The organism is Pseudomonas sp. GW460-LB5 (genome assembly GCF_059423245.1).
Genome location: NZ_JBWKXT010000041.1, coordinates 33,263 through 57,039 on the forward strand (window position 1 = coordinate 33,263; position 23,777 = coordinate 57,039).

Genomic DNA, 23,777 nt, shown 5'->3' on the forward strand with positions numbered 1-23,777 from the left:
TCGCGGCACAAGGCCGCTCCTACAAAAAGCCCGCTGGCCATTGGGTCAGTGCGTCAGCGCCTCGCGGTAGCGCCGGGTGCTGGCAACAGCCATTACCAGCCCGACCACCGCCACGCTACCGCCCACCAGGCCGATATCCGCCACATCCATCTGGCTGCTGACAATACTGCCCAGCAGCGCACCGCCCCCAATCCCGATGTTGTAGATACCCGAGAACAGCGCCATGGCCACATCGGTGGCATCGGATGCCAGCTTCAACGTCTTGGACTGCAGCGACAGGCTGAAGCTGAGGATCGCCACACCCCAGAACATGCTCAGCGCCGCGAACGCGTAGAAATTGCCCGACAGCGGCAACATCAGCAACAGGCATGCGGCGAGCAAGCCGATCGAGCCTACCAGGAAGCCATGGGGGAAACGGTCACTGTAGCGGCTGAACAGCAATGAACCGAATACCCCGGCACCGCCGAACAGCAACAACAACAGCGTGGTGCGCTCACCGCCAATCTGCGCCACGTGCAGGGCAAACGGTTCGATATAGCTATAGGCGGTGAACTGAGCGGTAATCACCAGCGTCACCAGCAGGTAGGTAATCACCAGCGCCGGGCGCTTGAACAGGATTGGCAGGCTGCGCAACGAGCCCGAGTTCTGGCTGGGCAGCAGCGGCAGCGACTTCATCAGGCACAGCATGGTGGCCAGCGCGACCCCGGCAATGCTAAGGAAGGTCACACGCCAGCCCAGCGCCTCGCCCACCACGCGACCCAACGGAATGCCCAAAACCATGGCCAGGGTGGTACCGGTGGCCAGCAGGCCCAGCGCCTTGGCCTGCTGGCCAGGTGGCGCCACGCGTACTGCCAACGAGGCGGTAATGGCCCAGAACACCGCATGCGACAGGGCGATGCCGATACGGCTGACCAGCAGCATGGCAAAGCTCTGCGACAGCCACGACAGCAAGTGGCTGACGATGAACACCAGGAACACGAACAACAGCAGGCGCCGCCGTTCGATGTTGCGGGTCAGCAGCATCATCGGCAGCGAGGCCAGCGCCACCACCCAGGCATAGATGGTCAGCATCAGCCCGACCTGGGCGGTGCTCATGTCGAAGCTGCGGCCAATGTCACTGAGCAACGCCACCGGGACGAACTCGGTGGTGTTGAAGATGAAGGCCGCCAGGGCCAGGGCGATGACGCTCAGCCAGCTGCCGCTGCCGGCCGTGGGCGGCATGTGGGTGGGTATGGGTCCGTTCATGGGTGGAAAACGCTTCTCCGCAGACAAGGCAACAGTTCGCACGCCAGCCACCCGCTTGCAGGGGTGCCGACGTACGCGCTGTTATTGATAGGAATGCACGGCATGGTACGCGTCAACCCGGGGCCTCACAACCGCAAGGCAGGCAGAAGGAGTACCATGCGCGCTTTGTGTGAAACGCGTGTGCAACAAGGAGCCCGATCCGCTCATGGACAAGCAGCACCCCCAGCAGCAGTGGCAGCAGGCAGTCATTGCCTATGCCCAGGGCGTCAACGAATACGTCGCGCAGGGCCGTGCGCAAGGCTGGGACAATCTTGAAGAGCCGCAGGCGCCAGCCACCGGGCACCTGCTGGACGCCTGGCTGACAGCCCTGCAGGCAGCCAATCACCCTGGCGCCGACGAACAACAGCGTCGAGCCTTCCGCGAAGCCTGGCCACCTGCGCACCACCCCCTGGTACCGTTGCTCGAAGACCACGGCCAAGGCATCAGCAATGTCCTGCTGCTGGAGGATGGCAGCCTGCTGGCACGCATCGGCATGCCTTACGACAAGGGCCATGTGGTGCGTATCGGCCACCAAGAGGTAACCCCGGTCATCGGTATCGAACACTTTGGCCGCTGCCCGGCCCGTCGCTACTTCGCCCTGGCCAACGCCGAAGGCGTGCGTGTGACCGATGGCTGGGGCGGCCCACACGTGCAGCGCCTGGCCTGGCCAACCGGGCTGGAGGGGTTGCCGCCAGGTTACCCGTTCGAACCGTTCGACCTGCCGCCCACCCCGACCGCGCTGATCCCCTTCCCGGATGGCCAACGCGTGCTGCTGGTGAGTGCCGAAGGTATCTTCGTGCTGTCCACCGAGGGTGCGACTCGCCTGCTGCCACAGCAGACACGCGTGCTCGATGAATTGGCCGAAGGCACCGACCCGGACGACATCAGCCTGGGGCTGAGCATGGAGCATGGCGCGGTGTCGGCGGATGGCCGGCTGATCGTGGTGGGTGAGCAAGGCAGCCGGCACCTGGTGCTGGACGCGCAACTCAGGCTGCTGGCGGACATCGGCCCTGGCAGCGAGTACCCGCACTTTGCGTTGTTCAACCGCGCGGGTGACCACCTGGCCCTCAATGCCTGTCATTTCTACAGCGGCGCCACGTTGGGGGTAAACGTCGCCGATTTGCCGGGGCTGGAAACCGACTACTACAGCCAGGACCCACGTACCCCACTGCTGCAGGATGGCGCGCGGGTATACGCCGGCGTAGCGCGTAATGGCGAGTACATTGTGGGGGATGCCTATGGCTACCTGCGGGCGTTTGGCGAGGACGGTACGGAACACTGGCAGCATTACCTGGGCTCGACCATCAGTGCGATGGATATCAGCGCCGACGGGCAAACGCTGGTGGCGGCTAGCCACGCGGGGGTGGTGTCGGTAATTGCGCTGGATAACGGGCGGCCTGAATGGCAGATCGGCACCGGGGCACATGGCGAGGTGCGGCGGTGGTTGTTCTGGCGGGGGTGGGACAAGGCGATGGTCTGGTAACAGAACCAGGATTTGTTGCAGCCTGTACTGGCCCCTTCGAGGGTGAACCCGCTCCCACGGGACCGCACATAGCGTGAATGCCGTGGTGCAACTGTGGGAGCGGGTTTCCCCGCGAAGAGGCCAGGACAGGCAGCCGATCAATCAGCCTTGCAACGTGGCCATGTCGATCACGAACCGGTACTTGACATCACCGGCGATCATCCGCTCATACGCCTGGTTGATGTTACGGATATCCAGCATCTCGATATCGCAGCGGATGTCGTGCTCGGCGCAGAAGTCCAGCACTTCCTGGGTCTCGGCGATGCCACCGATCAACGACCCCGCCAGCACCCGGCGCTTCAACACCAGGTTGGCCGCATGCACGGGCGGGTCGATCGGTTCGATCAGGCCAACCAGGATGTGCACACCATCGAACTTCAGCGTTTCCAGGTACGGGTTGAGGTCGTGTTGCACCGGAATGGTATCGAGCAGGAAATCGAAACGACCAGCTGCAGCCTGCATCTGCTCGGGGTCGGTGGACACGATCACATGGTCGGCACCCTGGCGACGGGCTTCCTCCGCCTTGGCCTGGGAGCGAGTGAACAGGGTCACTTCCGCACCCAGAGCCTTGGCCAGCTTGATGCCCATGTGGCCCAGCCCGCCCATGCCGAGGATGCCAACCTTGTGGCCCGGACCGACGCCGTGATGCTTGAGCGGCGAATAGGTGGTAATGCCGGCGCACAGGATAGGTGCGGCGCTGGGCAGGTCCATGCCGGCCGGGATGCGCAGCACGAAGTGCTCGCTGACCACGATGCTGCTGGAGTAACCGCCCATGGTGTTGCTGCCGTCGACCCGGTCCGGGGTGGCGTAGGTCATGGTCGGGCCTTCCGAGCAGTATTGCTCCAGGTCCTTGGCGCAGGCTTCGCAATGGCGGCACGCGTCGACCATGCAGCCGACGCCAACCAGGTCACCCACCTTGTGCGCGGTGACCTTGGCGCCCACCGCCGTGACCCGGCCAATGATCTCGTGGCCAGGCATCAGCGGGTACACGGCAATGCCCCATTCGTTGCGTGCCTGGTGGATGTCGGAGTGGCATACGCCGCAGTACAGGATGTCGATTGCGACGTCGTCCGGGCGCGGGCTGCGGCGCTTGAAGGTCATGGGGGCCAGAGGGCTGGAAGGGGTTTGGGCGGCGTAACCGATGGCGGTATACATGCAGGTCCTCGCAGGGAAGTGAAACGATTCAGGCGACGCATTTTGCGCGTCCAACCGCGTCACGCCCACGGCAGATTCTCCGGCATCCATGCCTGATTATCCGAAGATGCCATCTGATAACTCGCGCCATCCCCTTAATCTGCGATGATTAAGCTGTCTGATCCTCTGCCCTTGGTTTAACATGCAACTGACCCGCCACGTCGACGCCAATTCGCCACTCTGTACGCTGATCCGCAGCCTCGCCACGCGCCCGGGCTTTGTGCCCACGCACCTGCCCCAGGTACAGGTGCTGAGCTGGGACCACTATGTGGCCAGCAGCCCGCAGATCTACGAACCCAGCCTGATGATCCTGGCCCAGGGCAGCAAGCTGGCGCGCCTGGGGCCGCGCACCCTGGAGTACGGCGCCGGGCATTACCTGGTGCAGGCGTTGTCGGTGCCGTTCATGTGCGAAACCTTCGCCACCCCTGACGCGCCATTGCTGGGCGTGGCGGTGGACATCGACCGTGGCGTGCTGGGTGAACTGGTGCAGAGCATGGGCCTGGTGCCGGACGCTGCAGTACAGGCGCAAACACCGCAATCGATGACCTCGGCGGCACTGGATGCGCCAATGCGTGACAGTGTGGAACGGCTGCTGCACTGCCTGCAGGACCCGCTTGATGCCAAGGTGCTGGGCCCGGCGCGCGTACGTGAGGTGCTGTATACCGCGCTGCGCGGCCCGCAGGCCGGTGTGTTGCGAGCACTGGTGGAGCAACAGGGGCATTTTGCCCGCATCGGCGCCGCCCTCGCCCACCTGCGCGAGCACTACGCCGAGCCGCTGAGCGTGGAGGCACTGGCCGCGCGGGCCAACATGAGCGTTTCGACCTTCCATGAACACTTCAAGCGCTGCACCGACATGGCACCGATGCAGTACCTCAAGCGCTTGCGGCTACTCAAGGCGCAGCAGATGCTGATCGGTGAAGGCCTGGGGGTGGCGCAAACAGCGCACCGGGTGGGTTACCAGAGCACCTCGCAGTTCAGCCGCGAGTACAAGCGCCAGTTCGAGCGCAGCCCGGGGGATGAACAGCCCTATCAGAGCTTGCCTGTGTAGCGAAGCCAGTTATCAAGCATGCTCGATCACTGTGGGAGCGGGCGCGCCCGCGAAGCAGACAACGCGGTGGATGGCACCGGCTATGCCGGTGTTCGCGGGTGCGCCCACACACAATGGTCGCATGCGCTTCATGTTTGCCGTTCGACCATGGCGATAATGGCGGCCTTGAGCTCAGCCTTGGCCTGCCCGGCCTCCAGTTCCCCTGCTGCAGCCGCCTGGGACAGCGCATCCGCTGCCCCGACCAGCAGGCGCATGCCGGCAACCCCTACATTGCCGCTGGGCGAAAACCCGGCCAAGGCTTCGCGGCACTTGTCCAGGAACGGCTGCTCGTACGCCCGTTTCAGCGCCTCCAGTTCCGGCGACCCGGCCAGCGCTGCCGACACCCCGGGTATCTCCCGGCCCTGGCTCATCACGCAGTCCACGTAGGCCTCGGCAATCACCCGGGCGCGGCTGGCCAAGCTGGCTTCACAGCTGGCCAAGGCTTGCGCCAGCATCTGCGACTGACGCGCATCGTATTCCTGGTACAGCGCCACCAGCAGCCCGTTGCGGGTCTCGAAATGGTCATAGACCACCGGCTTGGTTACCCCCGCCTGTTCAGCCAGGCGGCCCAGGCTCAAGGCATCGGTACCCTCCTCCCGAACCAATTGCCAGGCCATGTCCAGCAACTGCCTGCGTCGGTCGTCGCGGCTCAGGCGCTTGCGGGAACGGGCTTGATCGTTGCTTGACATCGATTACCTACCAAAAGTAACTTACTAAACGTAACTTACCTGGAGTATATAACGCTTCAGGCTACCCTGCACCGTTGAATGGAGAGCCACCATGCACGCTCTGATCGTCGTCGGTCACCATGACCCGCAATCCCTCACCCACGCGCTGGCCCGGCAGGTTGCCGACGGCCTGGCCAGCGTCGGCCACAGCAGCGAAATCGCCGACCTGGCCAGCGAAGGCTTCGACCCCCGCTTCAGCCTGGCAGACCATGCCGTGCACCGCCGGCTGGCAGCACCGCCGGCTGATGTACTCAACGAGCAGGCACGCATCGAGCGCGCCGATGCCCTGGTGCTGGTCTATCCGGTCTACTGGTGGTCACTGCCGACCCTGCTCAAGGGCTGGGTCGAACGGGTATTCAGCAATGGCTGGGCGTTCGACTATGAAGAAGGCGCCACGGTGAAGAAATTGCGTGGCATGAAGGTTCACCTGATCGGCGTTGCGGGTGCCGATACAGGCACCTTCGAACGGCACGGCTATGGCGAGGCGATGCGCGTGCAGATCGAGCACGGCATCTTCGACTATTGCGGCGCCGAGGTACTCAGTTCCACCTTGCTGGATGACAGCGAAGGGCCTGACCAGCTTCCCCACTTGCACCATGCACACGCCTTGGGCAAAAAACTGTTTGCAGATTGCCAGGCCGCAGCCTGAACTGGCACAGGGCGGCTACTCAAGTAGCGGCAGCCTCGGTTGGGCACGCCACCTGTTCGACAAGAAGTACTGGGTTGCAGGCTTCAACCAGCTCAATGGCAGCAACAACTATGGCGAGCCACGCAACGCTGACCCCGGGTCAGTCTGCCAGCGGCCACTGCGCCAAGGGCCAGTAGGCGCCCTTGCGCGACTCGTAGAGCGTGAAGTGGCGCGCGCTGAGGTAGAACTCCGGCGCGCTGCTGGCCTCGGGTGGTTGCCCGTGGTAATCCCTGGACAGGGTCAAGTGCGGCCGATACTCACGGTTGGCCGCCTCCACCCCCAACGGCAGCAGTGCCTGCTGCAAGCCATACACCAGTTGCAACAGGGCCGGCGGTGTCTGCTGTGCCTCCAGCACCAACGCGCCGGCCCGCTGCCACACCTGCAAACGGTCAAGCAACAGCCGCGGTGCCAGGGTTGGCAACGTCAGTTGATCGACTGCCGCACAGATCGCCGGCACCTGTGCGGTATCCACATCGCCGAGGAACAACAGCGTGACATGGAAGTTGGCCGCGGGGACGGGTTTGCCGCTGCGCAGGTTCAGCGCCCGGCGCCACTGAGCCAAGGCATGGCGCTGGGCATCGCTGACCGGCAAGGCGAAGAACAGCCGTTTGAACGGGCTACCGCTGGGGCGTATATCCTGAACCATACCAACTCCCTGACATGAAACGTTTGCGCAAGACTGTAGGGCATTACACCAATGTCGCCCCGGTGTTTCGTAACAATAAGTACAAACTACCCCCATGATTGTTTATGCTGGCGAGCTTATGCCATGACGCATGGCCATTTTTCGACAAGTAAACGTCCATGAAAATTGCACTCGTACTTATCTTCGCCCTCTCGATTGCCTACGTGCACCTGCGCGGTCGGGTTCGCCACAAATTGACTCGCCAGCTGGGCGACCACTCCAGCTTCCTCGCCCCGGTCAACAGTTTCCTGTACCTGTTTTCCAAGCTCCCGGCCAAGCCATACTTGCCGGTCGAAGCCTTCCCCGAACTGAAGCCGCTGCAAGACCACTGGCAGGAAATCCGCGAGGAAGGCCGCCAGTTGCTGCACGTGGGCGAAATCAAGAAGTCCGAGAACTACGATGACGTCGGTTTCAACTCGTTTTTCAAGACTGGCTGGAAGCGCTTCTACCTGAAGTGGTACGGCGAAAGCCACCCTTCGGCGATGGCCCTCTGCCCACGCACCACCGAACTGCTGCAAAGCATCGGCACGGTCAAGGCTGCCATGTTCGCTACCCTGCCGCCGGGCGCCAAGCTGGTGCGCCACCGTGACCCATATGCCGGCTCGTACCGCTATCACCTGGGCCTGGACACGCCGAACGATGACGGTTGCTACATCGACGTGGACGGCGAGAAATACTCATGGCGCGATGGCGAGGGCGTGATCTTCGACGAGACCTACATCCACTACGCGGCGAACACGACCGAGCACAACCGCATCATCCTGTTCTGTGACGTCGAGCGCCCGCTCAAGTACCGCTGGGCCACTGCGTTCAACCGCTGGTTCAGCCGCAACGTCATGGCCGCCGCCGCCGCGCCCAACGGTGCCGGCGACAAGACCGGCGGTATCAACCGGTTGTTCACCCGCATCTACAAGATCCGTGAACGCGGCAAAGCGCTGAAGAAGCGCAACCGCCTGCGCTACTACGTGGAAAAATGGGCGGTGGTTGCAGCGCTGGTGCTGGTGTTCATCTACATTTGAAGGCTCAACGCGCCCACAAGTGCTGCTGCACACCCACCAAAGTACAAGCCTCGCAGGTGTCACTCTTCGACTAGCCTGAAAGCTCCACTCGCAACCACCACAAGGTGAAGACGATGAGCATGATGGACTGGGACGCCTACCGTAAGCAGTTGATGGCCGGCATCGGCGATCTCAAGCAACTCTCCCCCGACACCGTGGCCGGTTACATGACCGCCAGCGGTGCAGGGGCCAAGACCAACCACCTCGACGCCAAGACGCGTGAGTTGATCTCACTGGCCGTGGCCGTGACCACCCGTTGCGACGGCTGCATCGCCGTGCATTCGCAGCAGGCGGTCAAGCACGGGGCCAGCCGCGAGGAAATTGCCGAAGCCCTCGGCGTCGCCGTGGCGATGAACGCCGGTGCTGCGCTGGTGTACTCGGCGCGAGCCATGGATGCGGTGGGCAAGGCCAACGGCTAGGCACAAACGGCGTCGTCGCCCTTGCGCGACGGCGCCGCGCCCCACAGACTTGGCGGCCCAGCCCTTGCAGGAGCCCGCATGATCCACGTTCGCCCTATGACAGCCGAAGACTTCGAGCGCTTCTGGCCCACCTTCCAGGCCATTGTCCAGGCCCGTGAAACCTACGCCTTTGACCCCGAGCTGAGCATCGATCAGGCCCGCCAGCTGTGGCTGGAGCTGCCATTGCACACGCTGCTGGCCGAAGAAGATGGCGAGCTGCTGGGTTCTTATTATCTTAAGGCCAATGCCGCCGGGCCTGGCGCGCACGTGGGCAATTGCGGCTATATGGTGTGCGAACAGGCACGCGGCCGAGGTGTGGCACGCCTGATGTGCGAGCACTCGCAGAAGCTGGCGCGCCAGGAGGGCTTTCTGGCCCTGCAGTTCAACTCGGTAGTGGCCAGCAATGAAGTTGCGGTGGCACTGTGGCACAGGCTGGGATTTGAAACGGTCGGCCGCTTGCCCAAGGCTTACCGCCATGCCCGCCTTGGGCTGGTGGACTGCCTGGTGATGTACAAGTGGCTGGCAGAGGAGCCGGTGGTGGAGAAACCACCGCTGCTGATCGGGCGCAAGAACATCGAGGCACGGGTGTCGCGGCGTCGCGGGCGCTGACCTCTCTTGCAGGTTCGGCCCCTTCGCGGGCTTGCCCGCTCCCACAAGTACTGCGCAGCATCTAAAGGCTGTGCGGTCCTTGTGGGAGCGGGTTCACCCGCGAAGAGGCCGGGCCTGCTAAACGCTCAGCTTCAGAACGCCAAGCCCACCTTTACACCAAACTCGTCACGCTTGAGCTTGGTGTTGTCTGCCACTGGCGAATCTTCGTCCAGCTTGTATTCGGTGCGGGTGTAGTACACCCCGGCCTGCACCGGCAAAGCGCCCTGCTGGTTCATCAGCAACGTCACTTCGGCGTACGGGTTGGTGCGGTCTTTGAGGTCGACCGTGTCGCTGCCAAAGTCGTCCACTTTCAGCCGCGCACGGCCGTCCAGGGTGTGGCGCGCGCCCACTTCCACCCGCAGGGTCGAGGCGTCGAACTGGTGGTTGTAGCCCAGCGCCGCCTTGGCAAAGGGCGACTTCACGGTGAGCTTGGTATCAAGGTCGTTGATTTCCGGCTCGAAGCGCGACCAGCTGTAGCCGCCGCCCACGGTCACATCGACGAAGTTGCGAGCGTCCAGCGCCGCACGCCAGCCAAGGTCCAGGTCAGCCTGGGCTTCCTTGAGCTTGTTGTCGTTCTTCTTGCCGTATTTGGCTTCGGCGCCGATTTGGTAGATGAAACCGGATTCGGCTGTCAGCTTGTTGCCGAAGGTGGCGAACACACCGCCCTGGCCCATGTGTTCCTTGTCGCTTTCACTGCCACCTTCGAACTTGAACTTGTCGTAGGCGCCCTGCAGACCGATGGTGAACAGCGGGTCGGTGCTGGGTGCGGCGGTGGCGGCCAGCGGTGCGGCGATCAAGGCGAGCAGGCAGGTGTGGCGCAACAGATGACGAGCAGGCATGCGTAAAGTCTCCATGACTTGGTAACGAAAGACGAACGTGCGGTTCGAGACAAACGCCACACGAAAAGTTCGAAAAAAAATCAGTAAAAACACGCAACCCTGTGTTTTATCGGCGTATTCATGGCACGCCAACATTTGACGCCTTAGCCTTTCAGTGGTCAGATGCGCGCCAGTTTCAGGTGCCCTTCGCCGCCGCGCGCAGGGTGAAACGGGAAGCCGGTGCGTCATGTTACCCATGACAAGTCCGGCGCTGCCCCCGCAACGGTAAGCGAGTGAACCCTTCGAGATACCACTGTGCACGTGCATGGGAAGGTGAAGGTTTCATGCCCCTCGCAAGCCCGGAGACCGGCCTGGAGCTTCACTTGGCAACCCGCGGTGGGCGGGCGCAGGCCGGAATCCGTGCGCGCGCCTGCCTGCATGGTTCGCCTTTGCGTGTTTTCCACCGGGATCCATTCATTCCTGCAGCAGTGGAACGACATGTCCCGTATGTTCAAGCTTCACCCCCTGGCGGCCTGCCTGGCCGTCGCCCTCCCGGCCCTGGCCGATGGCCATGACCAGCAGCCCTTGGCCTTGCCTTCCACGGCCATCACCGACACCCTCGACAGCCGCACCCTCGACCTGGCCACGCCGACCCAGGCAGGCTCGCGCCTCGGCCTCAGTGCCCTGGAAACACCGGCCAGCACCAGCAGCATCAGCGCCGAGCAGATTCAGCAGCGCAACAACCTCACCGTGCAGGATGCGGTGACGCGGTCGCCGGGCATCACCTTCGTCGGCTCCCCCGGCGACGGCGGCACAGGCCTGTCCGCCCGCGGCTTTGCCGGTCACAGTTCGGTGATGACCCTGTTCGACGGCGCAGGCCTGTACACCGGTGCCGGCACCCAGACGTTCCCGGTCGACCCGTGGATGGTCGAGCGTATCGATGTCATTCGCGGCCCGGCTTCGGTTCTGCATGGCGAAGGCGCCACCGGCGCGGTGATCAACGTGATCCCGAAAAAACCGTTTGCCGGCGAGGTGCGCAACCACCTGCGCCTGGGCTACGGCTCGTGGGACCGCCAGCAGCTCGGCCTGGACAGCGGCGGCAGCCTCAGCGAGCGCCTTAGCTATCGCCTGACCCTTAACCAGCAGGCCGGCAACGGCTGGGTCGACCGCACCACATCGCGCAGCCTGGCCCTGAGTGCCGCGCTGCGTTTCGATGCCAGTGACGACCTCAGTTTCACCCTTGCCCACGACCGTGGTGATGCAGAGCCTGCCAACTACTACGGCACCCCGCTGATCGACGGCCACTACCGCAGCAGCCTGCGCAAGAAAAACTACAACGTGCAGAACGACGTGCAGCACTACGTCGATGAGTGGACCCGGCTGACCACGGACTGGACGCTGAACGACCACGTCAGCGCCAGCAACCAGCTGTACTACATCAAAAGCCGCCGCCACTGGCGCAATGCCGAAGACTACAGCTGGGACGCCGAGCGCCAGCAATTGCAGCGCGGCAGCTACCTGGAGATCAAGCACAACCAGGAACAGTTCGGCGACCGCCAGACCTTCACCTTTGACCACAGGCTGTTCAGCCTGGCCAGCAAGACCGTGGTCGGCGCGGAATACAACAAGGTCCGCTTCAACGTCGACAGCAATGCGCCCTACAACGATGTGGGCGGTGACTACATCGACCCATGGCAGCCAGAACCGGGCGGGTTCCACAGCGCCTCGCCGCTGCGCCCGCAAACCTTGTCCAGCACCCACACCTTCGCTCTGTTCGTCGAGAACCGCTTGCAACTGAGCGACCGGCTGTCGCTGGTCACTGGGGTGCGCCGCGACCAGAACCACATCGACCGCACCAACCTGACCAACGACAGCCGCAGCGACCGCAGCCTGCAAGGTGGTAACTGGCGCGCCGGGCTGGTGTTCGCAGTCACCGATGACTTGGCGCTGTACGGGCAGTACTCCACCAGCCAGGAGGGGGTCAACAACCTCATCAGCCTCAGCCCCACCCAGATGCACTATGACCTGACCGAGGCGAAACAGACCGAGGTTGGCCTCAAGCAGCGCTTCTGGGACGGCCGTGGCGAATGGACGCTGGCCGCCTACCACATCGTCAAAAAGAAGCTGCTGGTGGACGACCCGATCACCCACGAGAAACAACAGGCTGGGCAGCAGACGTCAGATGGCCTTGAGGCAACCCTGGAACTGGCACTGGCGCATCAGTGGCAGGTGTCGGCCAATGCGTCGCTGGTACGCGCCAGGTATGACGATTTCGACGAGATGGTCGGCGGTGTAGCGCAGGACCGTGCCGGCAACCGGCCGGCCAACGTGCCACGGCGTACCGCCAACCTGTGGCTGAGCAAAGGCTTCGGCCAGCAGGTAGAGGCCGGCATGGGTGTGCGCTACGTGGATGAGCGTTATGCCGATACTGCCAATTCCCAACGTGCCCCCGGCTACGCCGTGGTCGATGCCAACATCGCCTGGCAGGTGCTGCCGGATGTGAAGTTGGGGTTGCAGTTGAACAACCTGTCTGATCGTGAATATGTGCAGTCGGCGTTCAGTGGGCAGCAGTGGTTGATGGGGATGCCACGATCGTACTTTGCGACGGTTGATTACACCTTCTGACCTGAGTTGCCTGTAACGGCCTCTTCGCAGCACCAGGCTGCTCCTGCCAGTCACCACCGACCGGTAGGAGCAGCCTTGCGCAGCGAAGAGACCGGCACAGGCAACACAAAAACCTCTACCAACCTCTCATCGATTAGTTATAAGATAACGTTTCACATGACATTAATTCCTATCAGCGACCCTCCATGACAAGCGCCAGCGCCACGCCCTCCTTGATCACCCAGCGCCTGCAAAGCATCGATGCCCTGCGCGGCCTGGTGATCCTGTTCATGCTTCTGGACCACGTCCGCGAAACGTTCTTCCTGCACCGACAGGTCAGCGACCCGATGACCATCGAAGCCACAGAGCCGTCGCTGTTCTTCAGCCGGACCCTGGCCCACCTGTGCGCGCCAGTGTTTGTCCTGCTAACCGGGCTGTCGGCCTGGCTGTACGGCGAAAAGCACCAAGGCCGCGGCGATGTCTCGGCGTTTCTGTTCAAGCGCGGGTTGTTCCTGGTGGTGCTGGAATTCACCCTGGTCAACTTCGCCTGGACCTTTCAGTTGCCCCCCAGCGTCATCTACCTGCAAGTCATCTGGGCCATCGGCGTCAGCATGATCGCCCTGTCGCTGCTGGTATGGCTGCCACGTGCTGCCCTGCTCGCCCTGGGCGCAGCCATCGTTGCCGGCCACAACCTGCTCGACGGCCTGCACTTTGGTGTGGAGTCAGCCCTGCACGTGCCATGGGCAATCCTGCACGACCGGGGCTGGCTTGAGTTTTCCGAAAACCTGCGCCTGCGCACGTCTTACCCGGTGCTGCCATGGATCGGCGTCATCGCGCTGGGTTATGGCCTGGGCCCCTGGTTTGCCCGGGGCAGTGCGGCTGGCCAGCGCCAGCAGCGCCTGCTGCTGGCGGGTTTGATCGCGTTGCTGGGCTTTGTCGCGTTGCGCATGTTCAACGGCTACGGCGAGGCGCCGTGGAGCGGTTACCCCACCTTCACACAAACCGTGATGAGCTTCTTCAACATCACCAAGTACCCGCCTTCACTGCTGTTCCTGGCCTTGACCCTGGGCTGCGGCCTGCTGTTGCTGCGCGCCTTCGAGCGCGCCGGCCAGGCCCGCTGGGTCAGCGCGCTGGCAGTGTTTGGCGCAGCACCGATGTTTTTCTACCTGTTGCACCTGTACGTGCTGAAGCTGTTGTACCTGGCCTGCGTGGCGCTGTTCGGCCTCAACCATGGCGACTACTTCGGCTTCGACGGCATCGCGGCGGTGTGGCTGGGTGCAGTGGTGCTGGCGGTTTCGCTGTACCTGCCGGTGCGCGGGTTCGCTCGCCTGAAAGCGCGCCGCCGCGACATCACCTGGCTGAAGTACTTCTGAAAAGCGTTTTCACCCGGCGGCACGATGGTCTACCATGCGGGCCGCCGGTTTCCACCACGGAATTAATAGGGAATCCCAGGCCCGCCAATACGGGCCAAACGGAACTGCCCCCGCAACTGTAGGTGCCGAGCCTGCTCCATTGATGCCACTGGGCCACAACCCGGGAAGGCCGGAGCCGGGCCATGACGCACCAGTCAGGAGACCTGCCGGCCTACATTTACCAACCGGCGGGGTGTCCGGGATTGGCCATCAGTGTTGCCCCTGCCCTCGGCGGGGGCTCGGCGATGCCTGTCCGTGCGTTCCTCACCCGAACTGTCCGATAGGAGATCGCCCAGCATGCTGCCCCGTTTCGCCACCCTGCTCGCCGGCCTCGGCCTCACTGGCCTGGCCCAGGCCGCCGCCACCCACTACCCGCTCACGGTCGAGAACTGCGGCAAACCGCAGACCTTCGCCCAGGCCCCGCAGCGCGCCGTCACCATCGGCCAGGCCGGCACCGAGATACTCTACGCACTCGGGCTTGGCGACAAGCTGGCGGGCACTTCGCTGTGGTTCAACAACGTGCTGCCCGAGTACCAGGCGCAGAACGACAAGGTGCCGCGCCTGGCCGACAATGACCCCAGCTTCGAGGCCGTGGTCGGCAAGCGCCCGCAGCTGGTGACCGTGCAGTTCGAATGGATGGTCGGCGCCCAGGGTGTGGTCGGCACCCGCGAGCAGTTCGATGAGCTGAAGATCCCCACCTACCTGCTGCCGTCGGACTGCGAAGGCAAAGACAACCTGGTCGGCGCCGACGGCACCCGCCTGCAGGCGTTTCAGGTAAACAGCATCTACAAGAGCGTCAGCCAGCTGGCCGAGATCTTCGATGTGCAGGACCGCGGCACTGCGTTGAACGCCGAGCTGAAAGGCCGCCTGGACAGCGCCAAGGCGCAACTGGCCGGCAAGGACCTGTCTGCCACCTCGGCACTGTTCTGGTTCTCCAGCGCTGACCTCGACATCGACCCTTACGTGGCGGGCCGTCAAGGGGTCGCGGACTTCATGCTACGCACGTTGGGCGTTCGCAACGTGGTCGAATCCACCGAGGAGTGGCCGACCGTAGGCTGGGAAACCCTGGCCAAGGCCAACCCCACCTGGCTGATCATCGCCCGCATGGACCGCCGCCGCTTCCCCGCCGACGACTACCAGAAGAAGCTGGAGTTTCTGCGCAACGACCCGGTAACCCGCAACATGGACGCGGTGAAACACGATCGCATCATCGTCCTCGACGCCGACGCCATGCAGGCCGGCATCCGCCTGTTCCGTGGCCTGCAGACGCTGTCCGCCGCCTTTGCCAGCGGTAAAGCACCCCAGTGATGAGCCGCCTGCTACCTTGTATCGCCGTTGCCCTGGCGGCACTGCTGACCGCCTTGCTGGCCGGCACCGCCATTGGTGAGACCAACCTGTCGCCCAGCGTGGTCGGCCAGGTGCTGGCCAACCAGCTGTGGCAGGCCGGCTACCCGGTTGACCCGATCGACGCCGGCATCGTCTGGAACTACCGCCTGACCCGCACCCTGGTCGCGGCAGCCTGCGGTGCCGGCCTGGCCACCTGCGGTGTGGTTCTGCAGGCGCTGTTGCGCAACCCGCTGGCCGAGCCGTACCTGCTGGGGTTGTCGGCCGGCGCCTCGACCGGTGCAGTGCTGGTCGGCCTGCTGGGCCTGGGTAGCCTGACGCTGAGCATGTCCGGGGGCGCCTTCATGGGGGCGCTGGCTGCGTTCGCCCTGGTGCTGGTACTGGCCCGCGCGGCCGGCCCTGGCAGCAACAACGCGCAGGTGATCCTCGCCGGTATCGCCGGCTCGCAACTGTTCAACGCTCTCACCGCCTTTCTCATCACCAAGTCGGCCACCGCCGAACAGGCACGCGGCATCCTGTTCTGGCTGTTGGGCAATCTCAGCGGCGTGCGCTGGCCATCGGTGTGGCTGGCCGTACCGGTGGCGCTGTTTGGCCTGGTAGTGTGCCTGTGGCACCGCCGCGCACTGGATGCCTTCACCTTCGGCGCCGATTCGGCTGCATCGCTGGGCATCCCGGTGCGGCGCACCCAGCTACTGCTGATCAGTTGCACAGCGCTGGTGACGGCCGTGATGGTGTCCATCGTCGGCGCCATCGGTTTTGTCGGGCTGGTGATTCCGCATGCCCTGCGCCTGCTGCTCGGCCCAGGCCACAGCCGCCTGTTGCCCGCCAGCGCACTGGGCGGTGCACTGTTCCTGATTGCCGCCGACGTCCTCTCACGCACCTTGATCACGGGCCAGGTGATTCCCGTGGGCGTGGTCACCGCACTGATCGGGGCGCCCGTCTTCGCGCTTATTCTGGTCAGCCGCCGAGGGCACTCATGACGGTCATGACAGCTGTACAGCTTGCGCCGCTGAGTTGCCAGGGCCTAGGGCTGCAATTGGCCGGCACTGCCGTGCTGCGCGATATCGAGCTGAGCGTTGTAGCAGGTGAAACCCTGGGCATCGTAGGCCCCAACGGCTCCGGCAAGTCCTCACTGCTCAAGTTGCTGGCCGGGCTGCGCAAGCCGGCCAGTGGCAACGTGCAACTGCTGGGCGAACCGCTGGCACAACTGCCCCGCCGCCGGGTTGCGCAGGCCCTGGCACTGGTCGAGCAACAAGCTGACACCCTCGACGCAATCCGTGTGTTCGACGCCGTTGCCTTGGGCCGCACACCTTGGCTGTCGGCATTGGCACCCTTCTCTCGAGAGGACCGTACCATCGTCGAACAGGCCCTGGCTGACCTCGACGCCCTGCACCTGCGCGCACGCCTGTGGGGGTCGCTGTCGGGTGGCGAGCGCCAGCGCGTGCACATCGCCCGCGCCCTGGCACAACGGCCACAGGTACTGTTGCTGGACGAGCCGACCAACCACCTGGACATTCAGCACCAGCTAAGCCTGCTGCAACAGGTTCAAGCCCTGCCCGTGACCACGCTGGTGGCCTTGCACGATCTCAACCAGGCACTCACCTGCGACCGCGTCGCGGTACTGGACAAGGGCCGCCTGGTCGCCCTTGGCAAACCGTTCGAAGTCCTCACCCCCGAGCGCCTGCTGTGCACCTTTGGCGTGCATGCCCGCTACCTCACCGATCCCTTCGATGGCGCGCGCATCCTGCGTTTTCGCGCCCCCTGAACCAGGAAGTTCCACTGATGCTGTTGCGCCCTGTCGCCCTGCTGCTTGCCAGCGCCCTGCTTGCCCCGGCCGCACTGGCCGAGGTGCATGAAGTGAAAATGCTCAACCGCGGCAGCGAGGGCGCCATGGTGTACGAGCCGGACCACCTGCGCATTGCCCCCGGCGACACGGTGCGCTTTCTGCCCACCCAGAACGGGCACAATGCGGCCAGCGTGACCGGCCTGCTACCGGCGGGGTCCGAGGCCTTCAAGAGCAAGTTGAACCAGCCGTTCGAGCAGACCTTCAGCGTGCCGGGGGTATACGGCATCCAATGCATTCCGCACCTGGCGATGGGCATGGTGATGGTGATTCAGGTCGGTGACGCGCCGGCTACCGAGTTGCCAGCCAGCTTGCCTGCGCGGGCGCAAGCCCGCTTCGCAGCCCAGTTGCAGAAGCTTGAGGCAGCGCGATGAACCGGCTGTTGTTGGCGCTGCCACTGTTGGGGTTGTCGCCCTTTGCCCTGGCCGACTCCGCTCAGTCGCAAAGCAACGGTTTTGTCGAAGACAGCAGCTGGAGCATCCTCAACCGCAGCGTATTCGACCAACGCAACTACCGGCACGGGGGGCGCAACAGTGCCGCGCGCAATGCCTACAAACCGCGCAGCGAACGTGATGGCAAGGCTGAGGAATGGGCCTACGGTTTGATGGGGACATTTCAGTCCGGCTTCACTCAGGGCCTGATCGGTGTCGGCGTCGATGCCCATGCCTATCTGGGCGTACAACTCGACAGTGGCGGCGGGCGCGCGGGCAAAGCACGCCTGCTGGGGATGGATAACGACGGGCATCCAAAAAACGAATACAGCCGCGCAGGCGCGGCGCTGAAGTTGCGGGTATCCAATACTGTACTGTCCTATGGCGAACAACGCGTCAAAACCCCGGTGTTCAGCTCTTCCGACAGCCGCCTGCTGCCCGAAACCGCCACAGGGTTCTTCCTCACCAGCAACGATTTGGACACGCTAACGCTGGTGGCCGGGCACTTCAACGAAAGCGCCGACCGCAATGCCTCCAGCCACGACCAGGGCTTCGTGGTGAATTACTCCAACGGCAAGCAGGGCAACAGTTTTGACTTGGCGGGCGTGGTCTGGAACCCCGGTGCAGCCTTCAGCGGCAGCCTGTACACCTCGCGCTACGAGGACAGCTGGAACCAGCACTACCTGGGTAGCACCCTCAGCCACGCGCTGGATGACCGACGCAGCATCAGCCTGGACCTCAACCTGTACCGCACCACAGACACCGGCAAGGCGCTGTCCGGGCGCATCGACAACACCACCTGGAGCCTGGTCTCGCGCTACAACCAGGGGCCGCACGGTTTCAGCCTTGGCTGGCAACAGGTCGACGGCAACACCCCGTTCGACTACGTGACGCGAGGGGCAATCTTCATTGCCAACGCCGTGCAGATGTCGGACTTCAACGCCCCGAACGAGAAGTCCTGGCAGGCACGCTATGACCTGAACATGGGGGCCTATGGGGTGCCGGGGTTGAACCTGACGGCGTTGTATGTGCGGGGGTTCGATATCGACGGCACGCATGTCGACCCCAATGGCGGGTATGCATACCTGGGGTATGGCAAGGGTGGCAAGCATTGGGAACGCGACCTCGAGGCGAGGTATGTGGTGCAAAGTGGCAAGGCCAAGGGGACGACGTTCTCGGTGAGGCATAACGTGCACCGGGGGAACACGGCGCAGGCGGAGCTGGACGGCGACCAGATACGCTTGGCGGTGGAGTGGCCGTTGTCTGGGGGGGGCTGATAGACCGGGTTGCCTGGACTGGCGGCGGTTTGCGGCCCCAGGATCCATCAGGCAACAGCGCTACCCGCAGGCAGCAACCCCCACTGCGCTTGCTCCTGCTCACTCATCGCGGCCAGCACCTCGGCAAACGTGCGCTGCAGCTCCGAACTGACATTGCCAAACGCCCGGTAATGGGTAAGCAAGTAGCGCTTCACCGTCCTGGGCCAGCGCCGCTCGTTGTGCGCCGCGTTGATAATACCTTTGGCATCATGGCGCGTCGCCCCACGCCACAGTTCCATCAACCTGTTCTCGAAATCACCGAAGGTCCACAGGCCAGTGCGGTCTTCGAATTCGTCAAGCAGTTTGAGTTTGTACAGCGCCATGTGTGGCATCGTGAGCCTCCCTCGTGTGCAGTGAATAAGCCGTGCACAGGGGAAGGTAAGCAAGCAGGACCGGCCTGGATATGAACGCGTCGATCACACCCAAAGCGCCGTTGTAGGCAATTTCCCACAGATCAGGGCAATCGCAAGTGCATGTGCGTGGTCTGCCAGACCGGGTCTTGCTCCACATTCACCACGGCAAACCCTTGCCGCTCCCAGAACGCAATCGCACCCGGCAGAAACGGATGCGTATGCAGGTACAGGCAGTCGATACCTGCCTGCTCCGCCCGCTCGCGCAACGCGCCGAACAACGCGGCAGCCAGGCCATGCCTGCGGTAGGCCGGCAACACGAACAGGCGCACCACCTCGACCACCCGCTCAGCGTGATAATCAAGCTGAGGGAAGCGGTGGTCATAGGGCAAGTAGCCGATCACCGCAACCAGCCGCCCGGCATCACGCGCCTCAAGGAAGCACCCCGCACCGTCCAGGTAAGTCTCGGCAAAATGCGCAAGGTCGTGCGGCAATGGCGCTTTTGCAAGCATCGGGAACAACTCGCGGCGTGCGCTATCGACAAACGCCACGACTTCGGCAATGGCGACGCGCGCCACAGGTTGCAGGGTCCAGTTCGGCATGGGGCTGTTGGCAGTGGTGGGAGGGCAAGGTTCTACCCCAGTGTGCCGTTCAAGGCAAATCACAAAGCTCGTCGTGGCCGGGCGGACATCGGTATAATCGGCCGTCTTCACTGCCCGACCAGGCCACGCCATGCCTCGCTTCCAGACGTTGCTGTTGCCCCTGCTGCTGACTGCCGCCCTCACCGCCTGCGACCAGAAACCCTCTCGTGAAGACCAGATCCTCGCTCAGTTGCCGCTGCAAGAGGCCTATACCCATAACATCGAGCGCATGGCCGCGCTGCTCGGCCGCACTCACCCGCAGCTGTCGCAAGCCACCATCCAGGGTGTACTGCGCAAGTACCTGACCGTCGAGGACCAGCGCCAGGACCTGTTCCGGCTGTACAGCGAAAAGAACTTCAGCGACGCCGAATTTGCCACCATCGTTGCTGCCACCCAGGACCCGGCCAAGGCCAGAGCGCTGGAAGACACCGAAGCGGGCAAGCGCCTGAGCGAAAAACTCACCGCCCTGATGCGTGAGACCGCCCGCGACGTCAAGGTGCAGGCACTGGTCGAGCGACGCATGCAGCAGGTAGAAGACGAGCTGAATGCGCTGGACAGGGCTGGTTCCTGAACGCGGTTCCCCACTTCCCCTAGCGCGAAAGGTCGTCGCTACTTTCAATCAATCGAGGTCAGGATTGCCACACGCCAAGCACGGATTGCGCCTGGATCTACGCACACTCATTCTGGTGCTCTGCGCCCTTACCGCCCTGGTCATGCTGTGCGCCAGCTATTTCGCCAGCTACCGGGTGCAGCGCCAACTGCTGATCGACCACGCCCTGGAAGCCAACCGGGTGTATGCGATGAAGCTGGCCAGCATCACCGAGACATTCATCGGCAACGCCCAGCAGCAGCTGAGGTTCAGCGCCGGCGTACAAGGCCGGCAGCTAAGCGATGCCGCGGCGCTGCTGGGGGAAACCGACCGTGTACTGGGCCAGAGCATGGCCTTCAACTCCACTTTCGTCATCGATGCCAACGGCGTGCTGCGGGCCGTATCCCCCGCCCCGCTGCGGCATCTGATTGGCACCCTTGTCCAGTCGCCCGGCGCTCAGGAAGCACTGCACGAACGCCGCCCGCTGGTTTCCACACCCTACCTTTCGGCGGCCGATAACCTGGTGGTGGCGCTTTCACACCCCATGTTCGACAGCGACGGTCGCTACCTGGGCTATGTCGGCGGCAGCCTGTACCTGCGTGAACGCAACATCCTCAACAGCCTGCTGGGCGAACACTTCTACAAGGACGGTTCGTACCTGTATGTGGTCGACCGCAACCGTCGCCTGCTGTACCACCCCAATCACGAACGGGTAGGCACGGTGGTAGAGGGCAACGCCCTGATCGACCAGTTGGCGACGCTGGACAACGGTACTCGGCAAATCACCAACAGCCTGGGCGTGGAAATGCTCGCCGGGTTCGCCACCGTACCCAGCGCCGGCTGGGGGGTAGTGGCGCAGCAACCGCTGGCGCAGACGGTGACGCCACTGAACCACCTGATCCTCAACGTGGTGGGCACTTCTGCGCCTCTGGCGCTGGTGGGCTGCCTGTTGCTGTGGTGGCTGGCCATGACCATCGCCCGGCCGCTGTGGCAACTGGCTGCCGGTGCCCGCTCGATGGACCGTGCAGGCACCGCCGAGCGCTTGCACCGCGTGCGGGCCTGGTACTTCGAGGCGGCCGAGCTCAAGCGTGCCCTGCTGATCGGGCTGAACCTGCTGCAGGAGCGCATCGGCCGGCTCAACCGCGACGCCCAGACCGATCCGCTGACCGGCCTGGGCAACCGCCGCAGCCTGGAGTTCAGCCTGTCATTGCTGGAAGCCGAAGGCCGGGCCTTTGCCGCCATTGTGCTGGACATCGACCATTTCAAACAGGTCAATGACAAGCATGGGCATGAGGTCGGCGACCAGGTGCTGCGCCGACTGGCAGAGTTGATGCGCCGCTGCTGCCGCGAGGGCGACCTGCTGTGCCGCACCGGGGGCGAGGAATTCCTGATGCTGCTGCCGGGGGCCAGCCTGGACGTGGCGACAGTGGTGGCCGAGCGGCTGCGGGTGACGGTGCAGGATACGCCCGTGCCGCCGGTGGGCGCGGTGACGGTTTCGCTGGGGGTGGCACGCTGGGATGGCGAGGCGGGCAGCGAGCCTGTGGAAGCATTGAGCAAGGCTGATCGGGCGCTCTACCTGGCAAAGCAGAGCGGGCGCAATCGGATGTGTGTGGCCTGAGCCTCCTGTTGCACCTTTACCCGCGAAGAGCCCGGCACAGGAGAAGTTGAAACCAGCAGCTGTAACAATCTTTGTCATAAAACTGTCGCGTTACAGTCATAGGATTGACCCCAACCTGACATTTTCACTTCATGGATGAGCGTCTCATGCGTCGTGTGGTCTTCAATCAGAAAGGTGGCGTCGGCAAGTCCAGCATCGCCTGCAACCTCGCCGCTGCCAGTGCTGCCGAGGGTTACCGAACGTTGCTGGTCGACCTCGACCCGCAAGCCAATGCCACCTATTACCTCACCGGCCTGGTCAATGACGCCATACCTGCCGGCATCGCCGACTTCTTTCGCCAGACCCTGTCAGCGGCCACTGCCGCCGGCAAGAAGCACCGGGTGGCGATCACCGAAACCCGTTACAGCAACCTGCACCTGGTCACCGCAAGCCCCGATCTCAGCGACCTGCAAAGCAAGCTGGAGAGCAAGTTCAAGATCAACAAGCTGCGCAAGCTGCTGGTGGAACTGAGCGAGGACTACGAGCGGATCTACATCGACACCCCGCCAGCGCTCAATTTCTACACCTTCAGTGCGCTGGTGGCAGCAGAGCGCCTGCTGATCCCGTTCGACTGCGACAGCTTCTCGCGCCAGGCCCTGCACAGTGTCATGGCCGAGGTCGAGGAACTGCGCCAGGACCACAACCCGGCGTTGCAGGTAGAAGGTGTGGTGGTCAACCAGTTCGCCGGGCGCACCGCCCTGCGCCGGACCCTGGTCGACCAGTTGCGCAGCGAAGGCATGCCCGTGCTGCCGGTGTACCTGACCAGTTCGATCAAGATGCGTGAATCGCACCAGGCGTCAGTGCCGTTGGTGCACCTGGCGCCACGGCACAAGCTGGCGATGGAGTTTGTCGATTTGCTGGATGTGCTGGAGCGGGCGGCCTGATAGACCCTGGGGGCGCTCTGCGCCCCTATCGCGACACAAGGCCGCTACCACAGGAGATCGCGGTTGTCTGTGGGAGCGGCCTTGTGTCGCGATAGGGCTGCAACGCAGCCCCAAAAACTTGCAGTAAAAGCACTACCCGACCGTTCATCCGGATGGTAGATTCGCCGCCATGAAAATCACCCGGCACACTCGCACGCTGACTGCCTGGACGCTCTATGCCAGCGTCCTGTTCAGCCTGTTGCTGTGCGGCCTGCACCATGGCCAGATGGGTGGCCTGCGCCTGGCCGGGCTGGAAGGCGGCTTCTGCTCGGTCAACAGCGAACACGGCGTGGCCATTGACCTGGACGGTGCCGGCGGTGACCAGCACATGGCCCAGCTCGACTGCCCGGTGTGCTCCTCGTTTGGCCTGGCCGTACCGCTCAGCAGCGGCGGCTGGTCATTCACCCCGGCGCAAGCCGTGGCCACCTCGCCCATCGTCGTGCGCAGCTGGGCACAACCGCCGCCACGCTACCAACGCCCCGCCCTCAACCCACGTG

The 23,777-nt window shown here is 63.8% G+C and carries 24 protein-coding genes and 2 riboswitches; of the genes, 17 read left to right on the forward strand and 7 right to left on the reverse strand.

What is annotated here, in order from left to right; all coding sequences use genetic code 11:
* Positions 1 to 45: 45 nt before the first annotated feature.
* On the reverse strand, positions 46 to 1,245 hold the full coding sequence (locus AC07XM_RS21900; RefSeq protein WP_060518775.1) for a sugar transporter: 1,200 nt from the start codon (positions 1,243 to 1,245) through the stop codon (positions 46 to 48).
* Between the two features lie 205 nt (positions 1,246 to 1,450).
* On the opposite strand from AC07XM_RS21900, the gene AC07XM_RS21905 reads away from it, so the two are divergent.
* Positions 1,451 to 2,767: a hypothetical protein gene (locus tag AC07XM_RS21905; RefSeq protein WP_102690068.1), complete on the forward strand. Its 1,317-nt coding sequence runs from the start codon at positions 1,451 to 1,453 to the stop codon at positions 2,765 to 2,767.
* 141 nt (positions 2,768 to 2,908) lie between these two features.
* On the opposite strand, the gene calA is transcribed toward AC07XM_RS21905, so the two are convergent.
* Positions 2,909 to 3,961 (reverse strand): vanillin reductase, encoded by a 1,053-nt coding sequence (gene calA, locus AC07XM_RS21910; protein ID WP_102690067.1) that lies wholly within the window; start codon positions 3,959 to 3,961, stop codon positions 2,909 to 2,911.
* Positions 3,962 to 4,142: 181 nt separating this feature from the next.
* Here calA and AC07XM_RS21915 point away from each other — a divergent pair, with 181 nt between their 5' ends.
* Positions 4,143 to 5,048 (forward strand): AraC family transcriptional regulator, encoded by a 906-nt coding sequence (locus AC07XM_RS21915; protein ID WP_060518777.1) that lies wholly within the window; start codon positions 4,143 to 4,145, stop codon positions 5,046 to 5,048.
* Positions 5,049 to 5,176: 128 nt separating this feature from the next.
* On the opposite strand, the gene AC07XM_RS21920 is transcribed toward AC07XM_RS21915, so the two are convergent.
* Positions 5,177 to 5,776, reverse strand: a complete 600-nt coding sequence (locus AC07XM_RS21920) for a TetR/AcrR family transcriptional regulator (protein WP_095114835.1) — start codon at positions 5,774 to 5,776, stop codon at positions 5,177 to 5,179.
* A 91-nt stretch (positions 5,777 to 5,867) separates the two neighbouring features.
* Between AC07XM_RS21920 and AC07XM_RS21925 the strand changes: the two genes are divergently transcribed.
* A complete protein-coding gene (locus tag AC07XM_RS21925; protein WP_102690066.1) occupies positions 5,868 to 6,464 on the forward strand; it encodes an NAD(P)H-dependent oxidoreductase in 597 nt (198 codons plus the stop codon).
* A 139-nt stretch (positions 6,465 to 6,603) separates the two neighbouring features.
* Here AC07XM_RS21925 and thpR read toward each other — a convergent pair whose 3' ends face one another.
* Positions 6,604 to 7,149, reverse strand: coding sequence for an RNA 2',3'-cyclic phosphodiesterase (gene thpR, locus AC07XM_RS21930; RefSeq protein WP_095114832.1), 546 nt, complete (start codon positions 7,147 to 7,149; stop codon positions 6,604 to 6,606).
* A gap of 158 nt (positions 7,150 to 7,307) precedes the next feature.
* Between thpR and lpxO the strand changes: the two genes are divergently transcribed.
* From lpxO to AC07XM_RS21945, 3 genes are all read left to right on the forward strand, one after another.
* Entirely contained in the window at positions 7,308 to 8,207 is a 900-nt protein-coding gene (gene lpxO, locus AC07XM_RS21935; protein WP_102690065.1) for a lipid A hydroxylase LpxO, read from the forward strand.
* 113 nt (positions 8,208 to 8,320) lie between these two features.
* Positions 8,321 to 8,665 carry a carboxymuconolactone decarboxylase family protein gene (locus AC07XM_RS21940; protein WP_013973174.1) on the forward strand — a complete coding sequence of 115 codons (345 nt, stop codon included), beginning with the start codon at positions 8,321 to 8,323 and terminating at the stop codon, positions 8,663 to 8,665.
* 78 nt (positions 8,666 to 8,743) lie between these two features.
* Positions 8,744 to 9,313: a GNAT family N-acetyltransferase gene (locus AC07XM_RS21945; RefSeq protein WP_060518786.1), complete on the forward strand. Its 570-nt coding sequence runs from the start codon at positions 8,744 to 8,746 to the stop codon at positions 9,311 to 9,313.
* Positions 9,314 to 9,444: 131 nt separating this feature from the next.
* Here AC07XM_RS21945 and AC07XM_RS21950 read toward each other — a convergent pair whose 3' ends face one another.
* On the reverse strand, positions 9,445 to 10,191 hold the full coding sequence (locus AC07XM_RS21950; protein WP_016485995.1) for an outer membrane beta-barrel protein: 747 nt from the start codon (positions 10,189 to 10,191) through the stop codon (positions 9,445 to 9,447).
* Positions 10,192 to 10,351: 160 nt separating this feature from the next.
* Positions 10,352 to 10,559, forward strand: a riboswitch (cobalamin riboswitch).
* Between the two features lie 109 nt (positions 10,560 to 10,668).
* On the opposite strand from AC07XM_RS21950, the gene AC07XM_RS21955 reads away from it, so the two are divergent.
* The 7 genes from AC07XM_RS21955 to AC07XM_RS21985 all read left to right on the forward strand — a co-directional run bounded on the left by AC07XM_RS21955 (position 10,669) and on the right by AC07XM_RS21985 (position 19,081).
* Entirely contained in the window at positions 10,669 to 12,795 is a 2,127-nt protein-coding gene (locus AC07XM_RS21955) for a TonB-dependent receptor (RefSeq protein WP_102690069.1), read from the forward strand.
* Positions 12,796 to 12,980: 185 nt separating this feature from the next.
* A complete protein-coding gene (locus AC07XM_RS21960; RefSeq protein WP_016485993.1) occupies positions 12,981 to 14,147 on the forward strand; it encodes an acetyltransferase domain-containing protein in 1,167 nt (388 codons plus the stop codon).
* Positions 14,148 to 14,175: 28 nt separating this feature from the next.
* A riboswitch (cobalamin riboswitch) is annotated at positions 14,176 to 14,372 on the forward strand.
* A 111-nt stretch (positions 14,373 to 14,483) separates the two neighbouring features.
* Complete coding sequence (locus tag AC07XM_RS21965) at positions 14,484 to 15,494, forward strand: ABC transporter substrate-binding protein (RefSeq protein WP_023048893.1); 1,011 nt, start codon at positions 14,484 to 14,486, stop codon at positions 15,492 to 15,494.
* A complete protein-coding gene (locus AC07XM_RS21970) occupies positions 15,494 to 16,510 on the forward strand; it encodes a FecCD family ABC transporter permease (protein WP_102690064.1) in 1,017 nt (338 codons plus the stop codon). The genes AC07XM_RS21965 and AC07XM_RS21970 overlap by 1 nt, the downstream gene beginning before the upstream one ends.
* A complete protein-coding gene (locus tag AC07XM_RS21975; RefSeq protein ID WP_016485990.1) occupies positions 16,507 to 17,295 on the forward strand; it encodes an ABC transporter ATP-binding protein in 789 nt (262 codons plus the stop codon). The genes AC07XM_RS21970 and AC07XM_RS21975 overlap by 4 nt, the downstream gene beginning before the upstream one ends.
* Before the next feature lie 17 nt (positions 17,296 to 17,312).
* Positions 17,313 to 17,747, forward strand: coding sequence for a pseudoazurin (locus AC07XM_RS21980; protein ID WP_060518794.1), 435 nt, complete (start codon positions 17,313 to 17,315; stop codon positions 17,745 to 17,747).
* The gene (locus AC07XM_RS21985; protein WP_016485988.1) at positions 17,744 to 19,081 is read left to right on the forward strand and encodes an OprD family porin; all 1,338 of its coding nucleotides are present in this window, start codon (positions 17,744 to 17,746) and stop codon (positions 19,079 to 19,081) included. The genes AC07XM_RS21980 and AC07XM_RS21985 overlap by 4 nt, the downstream gene beginning before the upstream one ends.
* 47 nt (positions 19,082 to 19,128) lie before the next feature.
* Here AC07XM_RS21985 and AC07XM_RS21990 read toward each other — a convergent pair whose 3' ends face one another.
* Complete coding sequence (locus AC07XM_RS21990) at positions 19,129 to 19,452, reverse strand: hypothetical protein (protein ID WP_016485987.1); 324 nt, start codon at positions 19,450 to 19,452, stop codon at positions 19,129 to 19,131.
* Between the two features lie 122 nt (positions 19,453 to 19,574).
* The gene (locus AC07XM_RS21995; RefSeq protein WP_095115097.1) at positions 19,575 to 20,072 is read right to left on the reverse strand and encodes a GNAT family N-acetyltransferase; all 498 of its coding nucleotides are present in this window, start codon (positions 20,070 to 20,072) and stop codon (positions 19,575 to 19,577) included.
* 130 nt (positions 20,073 to 20,202) lie between these two features.
* Here AC07XM_RS21995 and AC07XM_RS22000 point away from each other — a divergent pair, with 130 nt between their 5' ends.
* From AC07XM_RS22000 to AC07XM_RS22015, 4 genes are all read left to right on the forward strand, one after another.
* A complete protein-coding gene (locus AC07XM_RS22000) occupies positions 20,203 to 20,682 on the forward strand; it encodes a hypothetical protein (RefSeq protein WP_016485985.1) in 480 nt (159 codons plus the stop codon).
* Positions 20,683 to 20,746: 64 nt separating this feature from the next.
* Positions 20,747 to 22,318: a sensor domain-containing diguanylate cyclase gene (locus tag AC07XM_RS22005; protein WP_016485984.1), complete on the forward strand. Its 1,572-nt coding sequence runs from the start codon at positions 20,747 to 20,749 to the stop codon at positions 22,316 to 22,318.
* 146 nt (positions 22,319 to 22,464) lie between these two features.
* Complete coding sequence (locus AC07XM_RS22010; RefSeq protein ID WP_102690063.1) at positions 22,465 to 23,241, forward strand: ParA family protein; 777 nt, start codon at positions 22,465 to 22,467, stop codon at positions 23,239 to 23,241.
* A 169-nt stretch (positions 23,242 to 23,410) separates the two neighbouring features.
* Positions 23,411 to 23,777 (forward strand): DUF2946 family protein (locus AC07XM_RS22015; RefSeq protein ID WP_102690358.1); only part of this gene is annotated, 367 nt, incomplete at its 3' end.